The 18625-nt window shown below is 43.9% G+C and carries 22 protein-coding genes and 2 tRNA genes; 15 read left to right on the top strand and 9 right to left on the bottom strand.

Annotated features, from left to right (window positions below; translation table 11 throughout):
• Nucleotides 1–8: 8 nt before the first annotated feature.
• Genes aguA through R7P72_RS06365 form a run of 6 tightly spaced genes read right to left on the bottom strand, consistent with a single transcriptional unit; the run spans nt 9 to nt 6145 of the window.
• Nucleotides 9–1091: an agmatine deiminase gene (aguA, locus tag R7P72_RS06390; protein WP_213866572.1), complete on the bottom strand. Its 1083-nt coding sequence runs from the start codon at nt 1089–1091 to the stop codon at nt 9–11.
• A gap of 12 nt (nt 1092–1103) precedes the next feature.
• Nucleotides 1104–1970 carry an N-carbamoylputrescine amidase gene (gene aguB, locus R7P72_RS06385; protein WP_025526999.1) on the bottom strand — a complete coding sequence of 289 codons (867 nt, stop codon included), beginning with the start codon at nt 1968–1970 and terminating at the stop codon, nt 1104–1106.
• A gap of 17 nt (nt 1971–1987) precedes the next feature.
• Nucleotides 1988–3265, bottom strand: coding sequence for an NAD(P)/FAD-dependent oxidoreductase (locus tag R7P72_RS06380; protein WP_182016193.1), 1278 nt, complete (start codon nt 3263–3265; stop codon nt 1988–1990).
• 37 nt (nt 3266–3302) lie between these two features.
• On the bottom strand, nt 3303–4787 hold the full coding sequence (locus R7P72_RS06375; protein ID WP_213907229.1) for an aldehyde dehydrogenase: 1485 nt from the start codon (nt 4785–4787) through the stop codon (nt 3303–3305).
• Between the two features lie 35 nt (nt 4788–4822).
• The gene (gene puuR / locus R7P72_RS06370) at nt 4823–5380 is read right to left on the bottom strand and encodes an HTH-type transcriptional regulator PuuR (RefSeq protein ID WP_005377813.1); all 558 of its coding nucleotides are present in this window, start codon (nt 5378–5380) and stop codon (nt 4823–4825) included.
• Between the two features lie 18 nt (nt 5381–5398).
• Entirely contained in the window at nt 5399–6145 is a 747-nt protein-coding gene (locus tag R7P72_RS06365; RefSeq protein ID WP_005377814.1) for a gamma-glutamyl-gamma-aminobutyrate hydrolase family protein, read from the bottom strand.
• A gap of 340 nt (nt 6146–6485) precedes the next feature.
• On the opposite strand from R7P72_RS06365, the gene R7P72_RS06360 reads away from it, so the two are divergent.
• From R7P72_RS06360 to R7P72_RS06290, 15 genes are all read left to right on the top strand, one after another.
• Nucleotides 6486–7829 carry a glutamine synthetase family protein gene (locus R7P72_RS06360; RefSeq protein WP_005377815.1) on the top strand — a complete coding sequence of 448 codons (1344 nt, stop codon included), beginning with the start codon at nt 6486–6488 and terminating at the stop codon, nt 7827–7829.
• Between the two features lie 18 nt (nt 7830–7847).
• Nucleotides 7848–9323 (top strand): Na+/H+ antiporter NhaC family protein, encoded by a 1476-nt coding sequence (locus R7P72_RS06355; protein ID WP_005377816.1) that lies wholly within the window; start codon nt 7848–7850, stop codon nt 9321–9323.
• A gap of 249 nt (nt 9324–9572) precedes the next feature.
• Nucleotides 9573–10256 (top strand): DUF4336 domain-containing protein, encoded by a 684-nt coding sequence (locus tag R7P72_RS06350; RefSeq protein WP_086046699.1) that lies wholly within the window; start codon nt 9573–9575, stop codon nt 10254–10256.
• Nucleotides 10257–10676: 420 nt separating this feature from the next.
• Entirely contained in the window at nt 10677–11144 is a 468-nt protein-coding gene (locus tag R7P72_RS06345) for an Sbal_3080 family lipoprotein (protein ID WP_213907228.1), read from the top strand.
• A gap of 64 nt (nt 11145–11208) precedes the next feature.
• The gene (locus R7P72_RS06340; protein WP_005377819.1) at nt 11209–11541 is read left to right on the top strand and encodes a YnfA family protein; all 333 of its coding nucleotides are present in this window, start codon (nt 11209–11211) and stop codon (nt 11539–11541) included.
• Between the two features lie 141 nt (nt 11542–11682).
• Entirely contained in the window at nt 11683–12087 is a 405-nt protein-coding gene (locus R7P72_RS06335; protein WP_017633973.1) for a DUF1801 domain-containing protein, read from the top strand.
• A 153-nt stretch (nt 12088–12240) separates the two neighbouring features.
• The gene (locus tag R7P72_RS06330; RefSeq protein WP_213907227.1) at nt 12241–12621 is read left to right on the top strand and encodes a hypothetical protein; all 381 of its coding nucleotides are present in this window, start codon (nt 12241–12243) and stop codon (nt 12619–12621) included.
• Nucleotides 12622–12771: 150 nt separating this feature from the next.
• On the top strand, nt 12772–13272 hold the full coding sequence (locus R7P72_RS06325; RefSeq protein WP_137281925.1) for a GNAT family N-acetyltransferase: 501 nt from the start codon (nt 12772–12774) through the stop codon (nt 13270–13272).
• A gap of 98 nt (nt 13273–13370) precedes the next feature.
• Complete coding sequence (locus R7P72_RS06320) at nt 13371–13622, top strand: TIGR03643 family protein (protein WP_005377824.1); 252 nt, start codon at nt 13371–13373, stop codon at nt 13620–13622.
• A 405-nt stretch (nt 13623–14027) separates the two neighbouring features.
• Nucleotides 14028–14417: a lysozyme inhibitor LprI family protein gene (locus tag R7P72_RS06315; protein WP_213907259.1), complete on the top strand. Its 390-nt coding sequence runs from the start codon at nt 14028–14030 to the stop codon at nt 14415–14417.
• Between the two features lie 163 nt (nt 14418–14580).
• Nucleotides 14581–15030: a nuclear transport factor 2 family protein gene (locus R7P72_RS06310; RefSeq protein ID WP_005377826.1), complete on the top strand. Its 450-nt coding sequence runs from the start codon at nt 14581–14583 to the stop codon at nt 15028–15030.
• A gap of 126 nt (nt 15031–15156) precedes the next feature.
• Nucleotides 15157–15795, top strand: coding sequence for a hypothetical protein (locus R7P72_RS06305; RefSeq protein ID WP_054865570.1), 639 nt, complete (start codon nt 15157–15159; stop codon nt 15793–15795).
• Between the two features lie 205 nt (nt 15796–16000).
• Nucleotides 16001–16399: a VOC family protein gene (locus R7P72_RS06300; RefSeq protein WP_213907226.1), complete on the top strand. Its 399-nt coding sequence runs from the start codon at nt 16001–16003 to the stop codon at nt 16397–16399.
• Nucleotides 16400–16564: 165 nt separating this feature from the next.
• The gene (locus R7P72_RS06295; RefSeq protein ID WP_206959177.1) at nt 16565–17203 is read left to right on the top strand and encodes a DJ-1/PfpI family protein; all 639 of its coding nucleotides are present in this window, start codon (nt 16565–16567) and stop codon (nt 17201–17203) included.
• Between the two features lie 129 nt (nt 17204–17332).
• Complete coding sequence (locus R7P72_RS06290; RefSeq protein WP_017820907.1) at nt 17333–17563, top strand: hypothetical protein; 231 nt, start codon at nt 17333–17335, stop codon at nt 17561–17563.
• A 258-nt stretch (nt 17564–17821) separates the two neighbouring features.
• On the opposite strand, the gene R7P72_RS06285 is transcribed toward R7P72_RS06290, so the two are convergent.
• The 3 genes from R7P72_RS06285 to R7P72_RS06275 form a co-directional block, all read right to left on the bottom strand.
• Nucleotides 17822–17898, bottom strand: a tRNA-Val gene (locus R7P72_RS06285).
• A gap of 33 nt (nt 17899–17931) precedes the next feature.
• A tRNA-Val gene (locus tag R7P72_RS06280) sits at nt 17932–18008 on the bottom strand.
• 179 nt (nt 18009–18187) lie between these two features.
• Complete coding sequence (locus R7P72_RS06275; RefSeq protein WP_005377830.1) at nt 18188–18526, bottom strand: hypothetical protein; 339 nt, start codon at nt 18524–18526, stop codon at nt 18188–18190.
• Nucleotides 18527–18625 lie beyond the last annotated feature (99 nt).

The following is an 18625-nucleotide window of genomic DNA, read 5'->3' as shown; positions in this document are numbered from 1 at the left end:
GCTAATGTTTAAGCAGGGATCTGCTGCGTAATACAGTGAATGTTCCCTCCGCCGAGTAGAACCTCTCTCGACGGTATCGCGATGATTTGGTATTCCGGCATCGCGTTTTGCAAAATATCGATCGCCATAGCGTCGGTCTCTTCGTCCAGCATCGGCAAGAACACATGCTCGTTGACGATAAGAAAGTTCGCATAAGAGGCACTTAGGCGTTCGCCAGCTTGTCGACTCATTCCTGAACTGGCGTCAATGCCATTGGCTTCGCGCTCGCTGTAATGCAACGGACCCGGTAATGGCAAACGGACAATTTCAATCTCGCGCCCTTTCGCATCGTGCTGAGATTTCAGTACTTGTTCCGCTTGACGAGACAACGCGTATTGCGGATCGCTTGGGTCATCGCTCCAACTTAGTACCACCTTACCCGGTGCGATAACGTGCATCAGGTTGTCAACATGGCCGTCTGTTTCGTCATTGAATAAACCATTTGGCAACCAAATGATTTTTTCGATGCCGAGATACGCCTTTAACTGCTCTTCGATTTGCGCTTTGCTCAATTGCGGATTTCGCCCCGGACTAAGCAAGCACTCTTCTGTGGTGTAAAGGGTGCCTTCACCATCGGTGTGAATCGCCCCACCTTCAAGTACAAACGGTGCGCGGTAATAATCTATACCGATGATGTCGCACACCGAGCCAGCGACAAGATCGTCCTGCTGCCAGTTATCGTAAAGCCCGTTGTATTCGCCGCCCCACGCGTTGAATTGCCAACTAATCCCGCGGCGCTCGCCCGCTTGGTTAACAAGCACGGTCGGCCCGATGTCTCGCATCCACGCATCGTTAAATGGGATTTCCACCAAACGTACATCTGAGTGAAGCATTTGACGCGCTCGGTCAAAGTTGTGCGAGCACACCGCCACACACACTTTGGTCACTTCCGCGATTAAGTTCGCGATTCTGGCGAAGGTTTCTTGCGCGGGTAATGCGTCATCACGCCAATTGTCTTTCCTTTCTGGCCACGCTAGCCAAACTTCACTAACCGGCTGAAACTCAGCCGGAAAATAGAAGCCATCCTGCGCTGGTGTTGTCGATAACTTCATTTTAACGCCTCTTTAAACGGCTAGTTTGCCAACGCTGGTGTAAAGGTCTGGACGACGGTCGCGGAACAAGCCCCACGCGTGACGCGCTTTCGCTGTCGCAGCGAGATCGATTTCTGCGTAAATAATGGTTTCACCTTCACGTGGTGCTTCGGCAATTTTTGCACCAGTGTGGTCAGTGATAAAAGAAGAACCGTAGAACGTGGTCTCGATACCATCATCGATCTCAGTGCCCACTCGGTTTGACGCAATCACTGGAACGAGGTTTGCTGCCGAGTGACCTTGCATTGTACGTTGCCAGTGATCACGCGAGTCCAACGTTGGATCTTGAGGCTCAGAACCGATTGCAGTTGGGTAAAAAATCGCTTCCGCGCCGTGCAGAGCCAAGCTGCGCGCAAGCTCTGGAAACCATTGGTCCCAGCAAATGCCAGCACCGAACTTACCGAACTTGGTTTGCCACACTTTGAAACCGGTATCGCCAGGGCTAAAGTAGTATTTCTCGCTGTAGCCCGGACCGTCAGGAATGTGTGACTTGCGGTAGTTATCTAGTACCGTGCCATCGGCATCTATCATCACTAGCGAGTTAAAAAACGTGTTGCCCGCTTTTTCAAAGTAGCTAACAGGAATAACCACGCCGAGTTCTTTCGCCAGTGCGCTCATTTCCTGAATAAGGTGGCTATTTGCCGTCTCTTCTGCGAGCTCGAAATACTTCGCTTCTTGTTTTTTGCAGAAGTAAGGTGCAGCGAACAGCTCTTGAGGAAGAATCACGTTCGCACCGTTTTGTGCTGCTTCACGAATCGCCTTTTTGGCTTTAGCTAGATTTTCTTCCAGATCCCAGCTTTTCGTCAGTTGAAGGGCTGCAAATTTCACTACTTTGCTCATTGGATATTCCTTATCTCTTAAATCGCCAGTTTGTCACGTAGGTTGTAGTAAGCCGCGCCCATTGCCGTAAACGGAATTTGGAAATGGCGGCCACCTGGGAAGGAGTAATGTTTCAGTGCAGCAAACGCATCGAAACGTTCAGCGTGTCCGGTCAATGCTTCTGCCAACAACTTGCCTGCTAGATGAGTACACGTTACACCGTGACCGCTGTAGCCTTGGAGGTAGTAAATGTTGTCTGCAAACGAGCCAAATTGCGGCATGCGTGAGTAAGTCAGCAAGAAGTTACCCGTCCAGGTGTAATCGATCTTAATGCCTTTCAATTGTGGGAAGACTTTTTCCATCTTCGGACGGATCAGTGCTTCGATGTTTTCTGGGTCACGTGCGCCGTAAACCACACCACCTCCGAACAACAAACGCTTATCGGCAGTTAAGCGGAAGTAGTCAAGCAAGTAGTTACAGTCTTCAACGCAGTAGTCGCTGGTCAGCACTTGTTTTAGCTGCTCATCACTCAAAGGCTGAGTCGCCACCACTTGCGTGCCACACGGAATCGCTTTGTTGCTGATGTTTGGTGCCAAACCACCAAGGTAGGCGTTACCTGCCAAAACCACGTACTTGCTCTTCACGCTGCCTTGCGCCGTTTTCACTACTGGGTTAATCCCTTTGTCAATCGACACGACCGCCGACTGCTCAAAGATTTGACCACCTAGAGATACGAACGCGGCGGCTTCACCTAATGCCAGTTTAAGCGGGTGAATGTGACCACCGCGCATATCCAGCAAACCGCCAGTGTACACTTTCGTACCTACCGCTTGTTCTACCTCTCCTGCATCAAGCAGAGTCAGTTGGTCGTTGCCGTAACGCTCCCAGTTCTTCTTATGTTCTTCTAGCCCTTTGAGTTGTTTACTGTTCAGTGCCGTGAACAAGCCACCTTGCTTGTAATCACAGTTGATGTCGTATTTGTCAATCAGGCCACGGATGATATCGCCGCCTTCAAAAATCATATCGCACAGAGCTTTGGCTTGGCTTTGGCCGTAACGGCTTTCAATCACGTCAACATCTCGGCTGTAGCTGTTAACGATTTGGCCACCGTTACGACCAGTTGCTCCAAAGCCCACTTTTGCGCTCTCTAACACAACAACTTTAAAACCTTTTTCCGCTAGGTGTAGTGCAGAAGAAAGACCAGAAAATCCCGCACCGACTACACACACATCGCACTCGATGTCGTTTTGCAACTGTGGGTATTCCGGCATGTTTGGCACAGAGTGCGCGTAGAACGAATCCGTATGCTTGTTCATAGAACTATTCCTTTATTTATCGTAATCGTCAGCAGGCTTAAGGATGGAGGCGAATCCAAGTGGTTTTGGTTTCGGTGAATTTTGCAATCGCGTGGAGAGACTTGTCTCGACCATTTCCGCTCATTTTGAATCCGCCAAATGGGACCGTCATATCACCTTCGTTGTAGTTGTTGACCCAAACCGAGCCAGCTTGCAGTCGTTTTGCTACGCGATGAACGCGGTTGATATTGCTACTCCAGAGTGCCGCGCCTAAGCCGTACTTCGAATCGTTTGCGATCTCAATTGCTTGCGCTTCGTCTTTGAATGGAATGACACACAGCACCGGACCAAAAATTTCCTCTTGAGCGACACGCATCTTGTTGTCGACGTTGTCTAAAATGGTTGGGGAAACAAATGCACCTTGCCCATCGACATCGCCGCCACAACGTACGTTTGCACCTTCTGATTCACCTAACGAGATGTATTCCAACACTTTTGATTTATGATCTTGGTCGATGAGCGCTCCCATGGATGAACTTGGGTCCATTGGGTCTTTTGGCGTGAACGCTTTCGACGCTTGAATAACTTTTTCTAAGAACTGATCTTTGATGCTTTCGTGAACAAGCAGGCGGGTTGCCGCGACGCACACCTCACCTTGGTTGTAGAAACACCCTGCGGCGGTGTCTGCTGCTGCGCGGTCTAAATCATCACAATCTTCAAACACGATGTTCGCGTTCTTGCCGCCCGCTTCTGCAAACACACGCTTTAGGTTGCTCTCACCCGATCTGACCATCAGTTGACCTGCAATGCGCGTCGAGCCTGTGAAGGCGATGCAGTCTACGTCTTGGTGTTTCGCCAGCGCGTCGCCAGCTTCATGACCAAAACCCGTAACGACTTGGAAAACGCCTGTTGGTAAGCCCGCTTGAGAAGCAAGTTGACCTAGGAATATCGCGGTGAGAGAAGATTTTTCTGACGGTTTTAGAATCACGCTATTACCAGCCGCTAAAGCAGGGCCAAGCTTCCAGCACGCAAGCCAAAGTGGGAAGTTCCACGGTACAACCGCAGCAACCACACCAATTGGTTGATGAGAAATAAAAGCGTGTACATCTTTTTCGGTTGGGGCAACTTCGCCGTATACTTTGTCGATTGCTTCTGCGTACCAGCGTAATGCACTCGCCGCACCAGGAATATCCGTAGAGAAGCTGTGAGAAATAGGCTTACCGGTATCAAGCGTTTCTAGCAGAGCCAATTCTTCTTGGTTTTGATCAATCAAGTCAGCAAACTGTTTAAGCACTGCTTTGCGATGAGCTGGGCTGCTCTCGCTCCACTGACCGGATTGAAATGCTTGGCGAGCGTATGAAACCGCGAGATCAACATCTTCATTTTGGCAACGGGCGATTTCGGTGAATATCTCATCTGTTGCTGGGTTAACTACCGGGATGGTTTGCCCTGTTAAAGCGGCACTGTATTCACCGTTAATGTACGCCCTGTTTTCGATGTTTAGATTGTTTTTTAGTTCAATCCATTGCTCTTGGGTTTTCATACGCTCTCCTTGTGATCACACAAGGCAAGCCCCCACTAAAATGTGGTTGGCGTATGCGCACTTATCATTCGACAAGCCTTGTCTGTGTGATTTGTAAATCGATGGGGCTTCGTCGTATCAATAATGTACGACTCGCCCGCTGTTATGACATGAGATTGCCCTTTATATTCCAGAGTGATTTCACCCTCTAATACGGTGCCAATCTCTTCGCCTTCGTGTTTGATTTCTGCCGCACCAGTGGTTCCATAAGGTGCGTATTCCTCGATCAAGAATCCGATGACTTGATCTTTGTCGCCATTCGTTACCAGTTTCATGGACACCGTCTCGCTCCCGATTTCCACAAGATCTGACGGCTTGATGACTACTTTCACTTCATCGTTCGAAGGTTGTTCAAAAGTGAAAAACTCTGATAACGATAAAGAAAATACATTAACGATTTTTTGTAGTGAGCTGACCGACGGGCTCACTTTGCCATTTTCAATGGATGAGATTGCACTGTGGGTAATACCAGCGCGCTCGGCTAGTTCCCTTTGTGACAATCCATGTTTTTTTCGTAACTGAACAATATTTTTACCAATCTCTTGATTGTCCATTCATACAGCTCCAAACGTTTAACGAGAGGTAGCCATCATAAATTCATTGAACAAAATTTGAGAGAAATGATTGGTTTTTGCTTCCCATTCTGGGTGCCACTGCACGCCAACGAAAAATTTTTGATTAGGAAGACTAAATGCTTCTACCAAGCCATCCGGGGCTTTAGCTTCTACTTGTAATAGAGGAGCAAGCTGATCGACGCCTTGGTTGTGTAGTGTGTTCACTTCAAAGAAGGTGGTATTTTCCCAATGATTTTGCACCAGCCATTGTTCAAATAAGCTCTGCTTTTGAACTAGCACAGCGTGTGCTGGCGCGTATTTTTGTTCGAAATCTTCAACAGGCGCTTCACGATGGTCATTGAAGCCGGAGTCATGAACGGCTGGGTTTAACGAGCCACCAAGTGCGACATTCATCTCTTGAAAGCCGCGGCAAATACCAAGGCACGGAATGTTTTGGTCAACCGCATGACGAATTAACGTGAATGAGAGCTCATCACGAGCTTCATCTTTGTAGCTCTCTTCGTGCGTTGCATTGTATCGATGTGGCGCAACGTTAGAGTGGCTGCCAGGAAAAAGAAAACCATCACATATGTCTAGGATGGTGGTTACGTCATCGCCCGACATGTCGGGAGCCAACATAATCGGTAGTCCTCCAAAATCCTTTATGGCGCGAAGGTAAAAGTCGTTGACCGCTTGTATCTGATAGCCACCCAACTCTTTAGCGCAGCTAACCACACCAATGATGGGTTTGTGTGTATCTGCCATGATATGTCCGTGTTCAATTTATTTAACACAAACCCTACAAACCATGTACAAAATTATCAACACAGATGACCATTATTATCGTCACAACGTGATCTGGCGCACTTTTTAGGCTTCAAAACTGAATATTTATGCTCATTATATTGAACAAAACAAAACCAACTGTTACAAAATAGTTAACAGAAAGACATAAAAACCAGCCGTTAAACATCAAAAGCACAGTGTAAGTGCATGTTTAAATTAAAAATAACCTGAAAAACAAACAACTCGTTCAGAGTGCTGTAATTTATTTGTTAATTTGGTTATTTCTAATTTCTACTCGTCAGGCTATTTGGAGAAGAAAATGGAATCGTATCTACAGGAAGTACAAAATTTTAAACAAAAATGGCCCGATATTGAATTTATCGATCTCATCTTTACCGATATAAATGCCACCCCAAGAGGAAAACGCATCCCGATAGATGCTCTAGAAAAACTGAATAAAGGTGTTGCCCTCCCCCTTTCGACCATCACCCTAGATACCAAAGGTAACGTCGTTGAAACGGCCGGGTTGGGAGAAGATCTCGGAGAACCAGATAATCTCTGCTATCCAATCAGCGGCACCTTAATGCCGACGGCAAAAGAACAAGTTGGTCAGCTACTGCTTAGTATGATGGATGAAACCGGGCAGCACCCTAACCCACTGTTCATCCGAAACATTCTCGCTTCTATATTGCAAACACTGCATGCTAAAGACCAATATCCTTGTGTCGCGCTCGAGCTGGAGTTCTATTTAATAGACAAAACCCGCGGCGAAAATGGCGAACCATTAACGGCAATTAACCCCACGAAAAAAACTCGAGAAAAAGATACCGAGGTTTACGACCTTGATGGACTAGATGACTACGCTGATTTCTTGGCCGACCTTAATCGAATTGCATTAGAACAAGGTTTAAACACTTCCGGAGCCCTATCTGAATCGGCACCAGGGCAGTTCGAAATCAACTTCAACCATTCTAAAGATGTACTTCGAGCATGTGATGAAATCATCATCGCAAAACGCTTGATTCGCCAGGTCGCTCATCAGCACGGATTTGACGCCACATTTATGGCGAAACCTTTTAGTGAGCAAGCGGGTAATGGCATGCACATTCATCTCAGCTTGGTTGATACAGATGGTAACAACCACTTTAGCCAATCAGACGGTCAAGCGAGCGCCTTCTTCTATCAAACCATGGCAGCGATGCTGTCACAAACATCCGATGCCATGGCCCTAATCTGTCCTAACGTTAACTCTTACCGTCGCTTTGTTCCTGGCGCTTACGTCCCAACCAAAGCCGATTGGGGAGAAAACCACCGCGGTGTTGCGTTGCGTGTGCCTATCAGCGATAGCAAAAATCGCCGTATAGAGCATCGTATAGCAGGCGCTGACGTTAACCCATACATTCTCGCTGCAGTAGTACTTTCCGCAGTATTAGCGAGTGAAAGCTACACCAAAGATCAATGTCCACCGACTCTCAGTGATGATGCAATTGAGTTACCTCTGCGTATGTCAGAAGCTCTAGAGCGACTGGAGCACAGTGAGCTAGCTCAATACATCTCAAGAGACTTTATCGATTTGTATCTAGCTTGCAAACAGAGTGAACTCGCAGAATTTGAGCGAGCGATTACTCCATTGGAAATCGACTGGATGTTGCACTCGGCATAAACAAAGGAAATGAACTTTATGACTACGCAGACCAAGGCGCTGGATGCGCCTCTTAAAATCAACTCTCAACACATTATTGTTTCTTTAATCTCGGTTGCGACGTTTGTCTTTTTTACCACAATCGGTTTGAACCATGAGGAAGGCGAAGCCTACGGATGGATGAGTCTTTTACCAACGGCGTTGGTATTGGTCTTTGCGCTGACAACACACCGAACTGTGGAAGCCCTCTTTAGCGGCGCTATTGCCGGTGTTCTTCTGCTTAACCCAACTGAAGCGGTGGAACAGATTGTTGATATTTCCATGAGTGTAATGATGGATGAAACTATTGCTTGGATCATCCTCGTTTGTGGTTTGATGGGCGGCCTAATTGCTATTTTGGAGAAAGGCGGCAGTATCTTAAGCTTCTCCGACATGCTGGTCACGAAAGTAAAAAGCCGTAAGCAATCGATGCTGATGACCTTTGCTTTAGGTATTCTGATCTTTATCGACGATTATTTGAATGCGATTGCAATTTCTTCCTCAATGAAAAAAGTTACGGACGGCTACCAAATCTCGCGTGAAAAGCTCTCATATCTTGTGGATTCAACCGCCGCGCCTATCTGTATCCTCGTACCGATTTCCACTTGGGCAATTTTCTTCAGTTCGTTGCTAGAAGCAAACGGAGTAGCAGAAGCGGGAGATGGTATCAAAGCATACATTGAAGCTATTCCATACATGGCTTACGGCTGGGTAACGCTGGTGATTGTTTTGCTGGTTGCAATGGAAAAGATCCCAGATCTAGGTGCGATGAAAAAGGCAGAAAAGCGTGCGAAGAATGGTCAAGTTCGTCCAGACGGTGCAACAGATGTCGACTTTGGTCCCGATGTATCTGCACATACCAACCCAACCATGGGCCTTGTCAACTTCTTGTTACCAATGATCGTACTTGTTGCCGCAAGTTGGTATTTTGGTATCGATCTACTTGCTGGTGTTTTCGTCGCGTTAATCTTTACTATTAGCTTTTACGGCGCACAAAAACTGATCTCGATGAACGACATGTTCGAAGCTGTTTATGATGGCATTAAAGTTATGCTACTGCCGCTTGCGACCGTTATTGGTGGTTTCATGTTGAAATCGGTCAACGACTCATTGGGCGTCACGCAGTATGTCATTGAGACCGTCAGCCCTTACCTGTCAGCGTCTTACTTCCCTGCGATTATCTTTATGATTACGGGCGCGTTGGTATTTGCAACGGCATCGTCTTGGGGAACGTTTGCAGTAGCGATGCCAATTGTTCTACCTTTGGGCGAACAGCTTGGTGTGCCTCTACACTTAACCGTTGCAGCGCTGCTTTCAGCATCAGCGGCAGGGAGCCACTCTTGTTTCTTTAGTGACTCAACCGTGTTATCTGCACAAGGTTCAGGCTGTACAGCAATGCAACACGCAACCACACAGTTTCCTTATGCGTTGATTGGTATTGTTGCAACCGCGATTTTCTTCTTCATCATCGGTTAGCCCCTTTATCTAATTGCAAAACCCTGCTCAAAAATAGCGGGGTTTTGTTCTATCAAGTCAAATGATCCTCTTAAAACTACTTTACGCGCGTTCAGTATAAAAATACTCAAAGATGTACAGCTGCACTCAATAAGGGTTTGGTAAACCTAATATTTTTGGTTTACGCTTAGCGAAGCGTTTATTGTGCAACAAGGCAGCTTTTGAGTAACTTAAATGCCGCCTTAATACAGTGTTAACGGTTGGAGAGACATGAAAAAGTTAGCCCATGAGATATGGATATTTGACGGAGATCCCGTCCAATTCTTAGGACTCCCATACACCACTCGTATGACTATTGTTAGGCTTTCTGATGGTGGCCTTTGGGTTCATAGTCCAATTCAGTTATCAAATTCGATTAAAGAGCAAATCAACAATCTAGGCCAAGTGAAATACTTAATCGCTCCTAATCATTTACACCACTTGTTCTTATCTGAATGGGTATTTGCCTATCCTAGCGCAGAAATTTATGGCACAGATGAAGTCATTAAGAAGTGCCGTGATATACACTTTCACGCTTCACTTAACCAAGGCGGTAATGCTTGGAACTCTGAGATTGAACAAGAACTATTTTCTGGCTCTCCATTAATGGAAGAGTGTGTGTTTTATCATCGACTTTCAAAGACCTTAATTGTTACTGACCTCGTCGAGAATTTTTCTGGCCAGGACTTTAACTACTGGCAGCGGTTTGTGGCTAAAGGGGCCGGTATTCTTGCTCCGAATGGAAAAATGCCTTTGGATTGGCGCCTAAGTTTTATGTTTAGCAAACAAGAGGCTCGAAAACACTTAAATAAATTGCTGTCTTGGAAACCTAATATATTGGTTATGGCTCACGGTGAAATCGTCCTTGATAATGCAGACGAGTTCTTACAGCGCTCTTTTAAGTGGCTAGTATGAGACAACATTGAAAACTCACACAACAGAATAGACAAGAAGCTATTTTAAAACATTAGGCCCTTTTAGCTTAGTCTTAGGGACCAATTTACAGCACTACACGTTATGTTTAACGATAAGCTCCCCTATTCCTCTTAATTGAGCATTATGCAGCAATTTAAAATTCCGTTAGAATTGCACTTCAAAAACTTCAATGCGAAGAATTCTGGACATTGATACGGACATAAGTTCAAGAGTTAACATAACGCAATAGCAATCTCTTACTAATTATTTTGCATCGAGACATTGGCATACTCCCGAAACAAACCCTTCTACTCTAAAGGTTTTGTTAATAACAGTTGCCATGCTTGTTAGTTATTCTCGTTGAACTCAGTATCTTGAAGTTGTTTGAATATATAAATTTAAAAAAAAAAGAGACATAAGATGCACAAAAAACTCATCATTCTAAGCTTGCCTATTCTATTAGCTGCATGTGCGGCACCAAAGTATACGGTAGAAACAATCTCGAAAGAAAATCAGAGCAAGGAAATCACCATCGTAAAAGACAACGCCACGCGAGATGTTTTCTTAGATTCGATGCAAGACTGGTGTTTGGATACCGCCCACAAATGCACAGTCGTAAGCGATGGCACTCCTCCTGTTAGCTCTGAGCTGACACTTACTTACGTATCACGCTGGAGCTGGGATTTTAGAACATTTATCGCTGATGCTCAGATCAAAGCCTACAAAAATAACGAAAAAGTAGGACAAGTTGAATTTAAAGCACCAAACAGCGCAAATCCAGAAAAAAGGGGTAAAGACAACAAACGAATCATTTCGATGATGGATTTGTTATTCGGTAAACAAACCGTGAGTGAGGCTCAATCCAAGATTAAGCTGGGCGAAATGTAATGAGCCGAGCAATTGCCCATTTAACCAGCCTCATATATTTGTAGAAAAAGATAGGAATGTTTAAGTGACTGAAGTCAAAACCATTGGGCTTTTCTTTATAACCGCCATTGCAGAAATATTAGGCTGCTACTTACCTTATCTCTGGTTAAAGGAAGATAAGTCAGTTTGGCTTTTGGTACCAGCAGCGCTATGCCTTGCTATGTTTGCTTGGCTTCTATCTTTACATCCTACCGCAACTGGCAGAGTTTATGCCGCTTACGGTGGTGTCTATATTTTTGTCGCAATTCTATGGTTGTGGTGTATCGACGGCGTTCGACCAACGCTCTGGGACATAGTGGGGGTTTCTGTCGCTATGCTTGGCATGTCAATCATCATGTTTTCACCCAGAGCATCCTAAACGTAACCGAGGGAAACCCTTACGCTTAGTATTTTGGCTATGTGCTAGATTTATTGATTAATAACATTATGACGTAATTGCTACATAGCCAAAGTATGCTTGGGCTTCACCCCAAAACAGCGCTATTTATAGGAGATACCAATGAACCATGCAGTGAAGGCAAGATTTGATGAGTATCCAAAACATGTGCGTATTCGGATAGAAGAGCTACGAAATATCGTCTTAACTATCGCTTCTGAATTAAAACTGGGGGAAGTTGAAGAATCTCTAAAATGGGGAGAGCCAAGCTACAGTGTGAAAACAGGTAGCCCGGTAAGGATGGATTGGAAACAGAAAACGCCTAGTCGTTATTATCTGTTCTTTAATTGCCAAACTAAGCTCGTCGACACATTCCGCGAACTGTATAGTGACTCACTTGAGTTTCAGGGTAATCGAGCAATAATTCTATCTTTATCCGCTCCTTTGCCAGAAGCTTCAATCAAGACCTGTTTAGAATTAGCATTAACCTATCAAAAGCGAAAGAACTTACCTCTTTTAGGTATGTAAGATCTCTTAATAAAACTATTTACGGCCGATTAACCATATTCAACTACTCTACCTTTGTATCCTTTTTAATGCTTACGCAGTAAAGTTTTAGATTAAGTGGTCACGTTAATAGCGCCGTTACCAAACTAGTAATATCGAAATAAAGAAGAGTTTATGAAATCAAAAATCTTGTTCTTACTTATGCTTGGAGCTCATTTCAATGCTTTTTCAGCGACGAACTATCAAGTCAATGTGGTAGTAACAGAGCCTCAATCAACATTCATTTTTCCGACTTTTGAAATATCCTCTAAAGGAAAAAGCAAAACCAGTTTTGTCGACGGCTGCGCGTACTTAGGAACCCTTTCAGAACCGAGCAAAAATAGCATACAGCTTGAAGCTACCATGTCATGCAACCGAGATGGCGCTACGTCAAGGATGGAAATGCCGGTATTTGTACTCAACTCCGAGGGTCAAAGCGCGAGTTATGATCTTGTAGAAAACGGGGTCGTGATGTGGAAATATTCTATAGAAGTTAAGCCGTCACTTAAAAAGTGATATATCAGAAATACTAAAGTAACAATCAGCACTATTAACCGCCGCTTAAGTGTAATAGGTATATTCTTTACGACTTAATGACGTTACTTGTTGCCGCAAGTCTCCAACTCATGTACAAAACAGCCCTAATTTTAATAGGAGCTAAGTGGCATGAATTTAATTGTACGTCAGGTAACTTTAGGTGATGCTGAAGGCATTACAAACGTCCTCAATCCCATCATTATTGAAGGTTTATACACTGTATTAGATACGCCTTTCACACCTGAAGAAGAAAAAGAGTTCATTACTCATTTCCCAGAACGGGGCGTGTTTACAGTCGCTTTATCCGAAAATAGCTCACAAGTCATTGGTTTCCAAAATATCGAGCCCTTTGCACAATATACAAAAGCTTTTGACCATGTTGGCATAATTGGTACGTTTGTTAGTGACGGTGCTCGTGGCCAAGGTGTGTCTAAACAGCTTTTCAAATCGACATTCGAAGTAGCCAAACAAAAGGGTTACGAAAAACTATTTGCGTACGTCCGCAGCGATAATGACCGAGCGTTATCAGCCTATCTCAAACAAGGCTTCGAAATCGTAGGGACCGCGAAGAAGCATGCAAAAGTTCGTGGGAAATACGTAGACGAAGTCCTCATTGAGAAGTTTTTGTAGGTGTTAAGTCGCTAAACACTAAGCACGCATATAAGAACATTTGAACCAAGACTCAATTTCCGTCGTAACAATGTCTTTTCTTAAATAGGTTATTTGAAATGAAACTGACCTCGGAAACTGAGTCAAGAATAATAGAAATGGCATGGGAAGACCGCACCCCATTTGAGGCTATCGAATTTCAATTTGGTTTGAATGAATCCGACGTGATTCAGTTTATGCGTAGCCGGCTCAAATCAAGTAGCTTTAAATTGTGGCGTAAAAGGGTTTCGGGGCGCAATACAAAACACAACAAGCTACGAAACTCAGACATCATTAGAGGTTATTGCCCGACTCAATATAAGCCGCGATAGCGAACTGCACTTGGCATAAATTTTTATTACGAATCGCAACATTTATCGCCCTACCTTTGAACCAACTTCATGATTGGAGGGGAATAGTCACCACTTAATTCAACCTAGGTGTTTCAGGGCGATAATAAATTCAATGGGAGTCATATTAACATCCTCAGACGCCATCAAACTAATGATTCCACAGAAAAGATTGACACAAAACGCCCACTAAAAGTAAGTCAGATTAAGGCGTCATTTAACCCGTGTATCAATCTTCTTTGACCTTCTGTTTAGGCACTAGAATCACTAACCTTCTATTTTATCTTTGAAGGCACAGACAAAAAGCTGCATGATTAAAAAGGAAAAATAGCGGATAACGGTTTAACAAGCACTCGGAGCTTGGAGGCAATTTTGAACAAATTACTTATGATATTTGCGTTGGTTTCTTTACCTTGCTTGGCCTCTGATGATGTTGAAGATCCCTGCAAAGTAAAAGGCGGTGGCGTTATGGCTGGTTATCAGTGTGTAGAAAAGAAGATGGAATCTGCAGATAAAGAGCTTAACGAAAGTTACAAGGAAGCAATCGCTAGAATAGGTGAGGAAGAAAAAGCACTAAGGGAAACATGGTCTCAGACCGAACTGGTAGAGCCATTTCGAAAGGCCCAAAGAGCTTGGCTAAAATACAGAGACGCCGAATGTGAATTTACGGGCCTGTCTTCCACACCCTCACCCTGGCAAGGTGTCCAGATTGAAGAGTGTAAGTTAAGAATGACGTTAGAACGCGTCGAGTACTTCAATGGAGTATACGCAGGCTAAACGGATTACATCTAACAAAGCACTTCAATAAGATTCGCAACTCTTGGCAATTTCAGTTTAAATGTACTCGGTGTTTAAGATGCAAACGTTCAGGTTGAGTGGTCGCTCCGCTTACTACTTAACCCTGCGTTGTGCGTAAAGCTAATATGGGTGTGAAATAATTATGGAAAAAGACGATTTAGTTGGGCTAGTAGTTAAGTATTTCGAGAAAATAGATGCCGGTGATCCTAGCTATCTGGATCTATTCTCAGAGGATGTTGATTTTTTCTTTCCTAAATTTGGGCAAGCGAAAGGAAAGAGTGCCTTAGTGGAGTTTGGCAATAGGATTGGTAGCTCGTTGATTAGTATCTGGCACGACATAGACGGCTTTCAAATAACGACTGCTGGAAACAAGGTCATTGTTGAAGGACAGGAAGGCGGCGTAATGAGTGATGGTACCTCTTGGCCGGACAACAAAGTTTCCACAGGGCGTTTTTGTAGTGTATTTGAGTTTGAAGGAAAAATGATAAGTCGTATGTTTGTGTACGTAGATCCTGACTTCCCGAGTCGAGATTTTGAGAGAATTTCCGTGCTGTCAGGCGAGAGCAACGTGCGACAAACTGTTCAAGCCTGAATACTACCGTTACCGCATAGCATCTTTGTTATGCGGTAGTATTCGTAGTTAAGGTGTGTTGAGGGCTTTGATATCGCTTTACTCACACCTTATCAGTGCGTTAGCCACATTCCCTTACTGATAGAAATGCTACTTTCTTCAATCGTCCTGTATTATGATAATGAAAAAGATTGCACTAATTTTAAAATTAAAATGAACCAAAAATTTTTTCTAAAACTACTCCCTGTCCCTTTTCTTCTAACCGGTTGCCAGTCTACGCAAAGCCAGCTACAGCCTATACCTGAAAACGTATTATCAAACCTATCGACTCAATGGGCAGTGGTAGAGGCCTGTTTTCATTCCGATGCTTATAGCTTAGAGCAATCGGTAAACTATCGAGAGGCCATTAACTATTCTTTTTCTACTTGGCTAGTCGATCAGTCCGATATCGATCAGTCGGTAAATGAAGCTCGTGTAGCGTTATCAGAATATCAGTCTCAGAATGATGGTTTAGGAACAACATGTAAGGATTGGCACCTACCCTTAGAATCTGGATTGCGAGAAGTTAACAATCACAAGAATCAAGTGGCGATAAACCAGCAGCGAGCACATGAAATACATAAAGCAAACGCTTCTAAACCTGTGACCTATTCAACACCAGCATCTACTTCGACTAGTAATGTTGTTCACTGTTACAAATTGGAAGACGTTAGCTTGAATAAGAACATTCAAACGTTTAATGGAATGATATGCCCTATAGGCTGGCTTAAATATTATGGCTATTAATGCATTTGATTAATAAAGCCCTTAAGAATGAACTCAAAGTTTAATTTTTAGTTCAAGGTTGGGTTTCGTGTTTACAATGTTATGTTTCCAGTTGGATTACCGTATTCGAATAGATTGACGAAGTTAATCAATATATGTGTATTGATGCTTACTTTTTATCGAGTTATCTTTGTTTGATAGCCATTAAAACGAGTAAGGAAACAAAGTGACTGTGTTAACAAAAGGCATACACCACGTAGGTTTAACCGTATCTAACCTAGAAGCAAGCGCGAAGTTTTTCACTGAACAATTAGGTTGGAGTGAAGTAAAAAGAAATCCAGACTACCCGGCAATATTTGTGAGTGATGGGCATATCATGCTTACACTATGGGCGGCTAAGGCTGATGCCGCCACTCCATTTGACAGAAAAACGAATATTGGTTTGCATCACTTAGCTTTACTCGTAGAGACTGAGAAGCAACTCTATGAGTTGCGTGATCAATTTATGGCGTCGGGAATCGAAATTGAGTTTGGTCCCGAGCTTGTTAAGACAGAACCCGCAAAACATTTAATGTGTTACGACCCAAGTGGTATTAGGGTTGAGTTTTTCTGGGCGGGCTCGTAAAACAAACATAACAAAATTTTATAATAGGGATTTGGTACACATGGCATTGTTAGTTTGCACCGCCTTTGGTATTTAAGGTGCTCAGCAGAAGCTTGCGTATTGAATGCCCCTCCCCTCCTACTACACATTTTGCGACTTACGAGTAAGTCCAAAAGGATAAATGTTATGTATAAAATCGGCGTTGTTTTATTTGATGATTTCACGGATGTCGATTTCTTTCTTATGTATGACTTGCTAGGGCGCACAACCGACAGTTGGACGGTAAGTATACTTGGAACTAAATCTGAACATCATTCCCACCTCGGTATGAAAGTTAAAACAGACGGACACCTTTCTGAGGTGACGAATCAAGATGTCGTTCTTATTACAAGCGGCAAACGGGGTATTCCAGCCGCTTTAAAAGATGCTGAATTTATGTCAGCGTTGAATCTTGATCCAAATAGGCAGCTAATAGGTTCGATTTGTGCGGGATCATTCATCCTCCATGAACTCGGTTTACTAAAAGGCAAGCGATTAACAACAAACCCAGATGCAAAGGATGTTCTACAAAGTATGGGAGGAGATGTTCAGGATCTGCCTCTCGTGATAGACGGTAATGTAGCGACGGCCGGTGGCTGCCTTTCACTGATGTATCTAATTGGTTGGTTAACAGAGCGGCTATTTGACTCAAACAAACGAAAAGCTATACAAAATCAATTGATACCTGCTGGGCAATTAGAGCTGTTTGAAGAGCTTATTGCCACAACTATTCAATCAGCAGAGTTAGCAAGCTCGGATCACAAGGCGTTAAATAATCATTCATAACATGTGGTGTTTTACATTACGTTCGTTTTAGTGTTTAGGGTAAGTCACACATCAGTCTTGTGTGACTTACCCTTGAACATAACGCCACTTGGGGAAATTAACTTACAGGGAGTAAATCAATTGGTAAAAATGTACGGTTCTGAAGAGACAAGAGCGTTTTGCTGTAATTGTAAAGAAGTAACGCTACATCGGTACGAAAGCTTCTCTAAAGCGCAGGAAAAGACCGAGAAAAAAGCTAAAGGTTTCTTCTCTGGTCTATTTGCAGCAATAATTAGCTCATTAATGGAAGGCGAAGCGACTGGTGACTACAAATGTACAATATGCGGCACCAATCTTCACACGCCAGATAATTTAGATTAATAGTCATTGTCTCTAATACCACGGCTAGTGGCACGCAACATGATTTATAGACGGCTCTAGTGGGTTTGAAGCGTATACACCTTATGCATTGCATTTAGGGTTTTGAGGTTGTGTTGCGGATCAAGTAGTGCGCTTTTATCTCTAACAAGGGGCTAAAGCAGGGCAAAAACAAGGGACAAGAAAAGAAGTAGTTTTACTTGAGTATCAATGAATTACAGACACAAAAAAGCCCACCAAAAGGTGGGCTTTTTTAAAATTTGGTGGGTCCGGGCGAACTCGAATCGCCGACCCCTACCATGTCAAGGTAGTACTCTAACCAACTGAGCTACGGACCCAAATTTTTATGTTCCTAACCATTCAATTCAGAATGGTGCGTCCGAGTGGACTCGAACCACCGACCCCCGCCATGTCAAGGCGATACTCTAACCAGCTGAGCTACGGACGCATTTCTCTGGAACGACGAGGATATTAGCTATAAGCGAACGGTGGTGCAAGCACAAATTTACCAACTTTGAACCGTTTGGCGAAAATGTAAACTCAACACGCGTTTTCAGATGATTTTATCAGCAAAGCTGAATCCTTCATGGATTAAAAGTGTGATCTATATAACTTTTATTATCTCACTTAATTGTCGTAAGGCACTTCACTGAGCATCCAAATCTGTAAGGTTTGCGATACCTTAGGGCAAGTGCCGAACAAAATCTGATATTTAGGTTTAAATGGTTCGCCGATATAGGTTGTACGGATCAACTCTCCTGTTTTGACGTCTACTTGAGTGCTCACCCTGCCTTTGAAGTTTTGAAATATGACAAACTGCTCACTGTGGTAAACCATTTGCTCTCGGTAAAACAAGAAATGATCTTGGGGTGTCTCTGTCAATTCACACTCCAGTGGTTTCAAATTAGGTATCGCACTAACATTCGATGCGATGAACAACGCCGATAAAATCCATCCGTATCGCATATGGCTGCCCTATTCTGCCCTCTTTTTCAAAGTATAGGCCCTGCCTTGATGACTGATACAAAAAAGGCTTTGATCATCTCTAATCAAAGCCCCTTGTTT

The sequence above is a fragment of the Vibrio sp. Vb0888 genome, from assembly GCF_033338835.1.
In the GTDB taxonomy this organism is placed as follows: domain Bacteria; phylum Pseudomonadota; class Gammaproteobacteria; order Enterobacterales; family Vibrionaceae; genus Vibrio; species Vibrio alginolyticus.
Note: the sequence above shows the minus strand (reverse complement) of the source record. Positions and strands in the feature narration are given on the sequence as shown.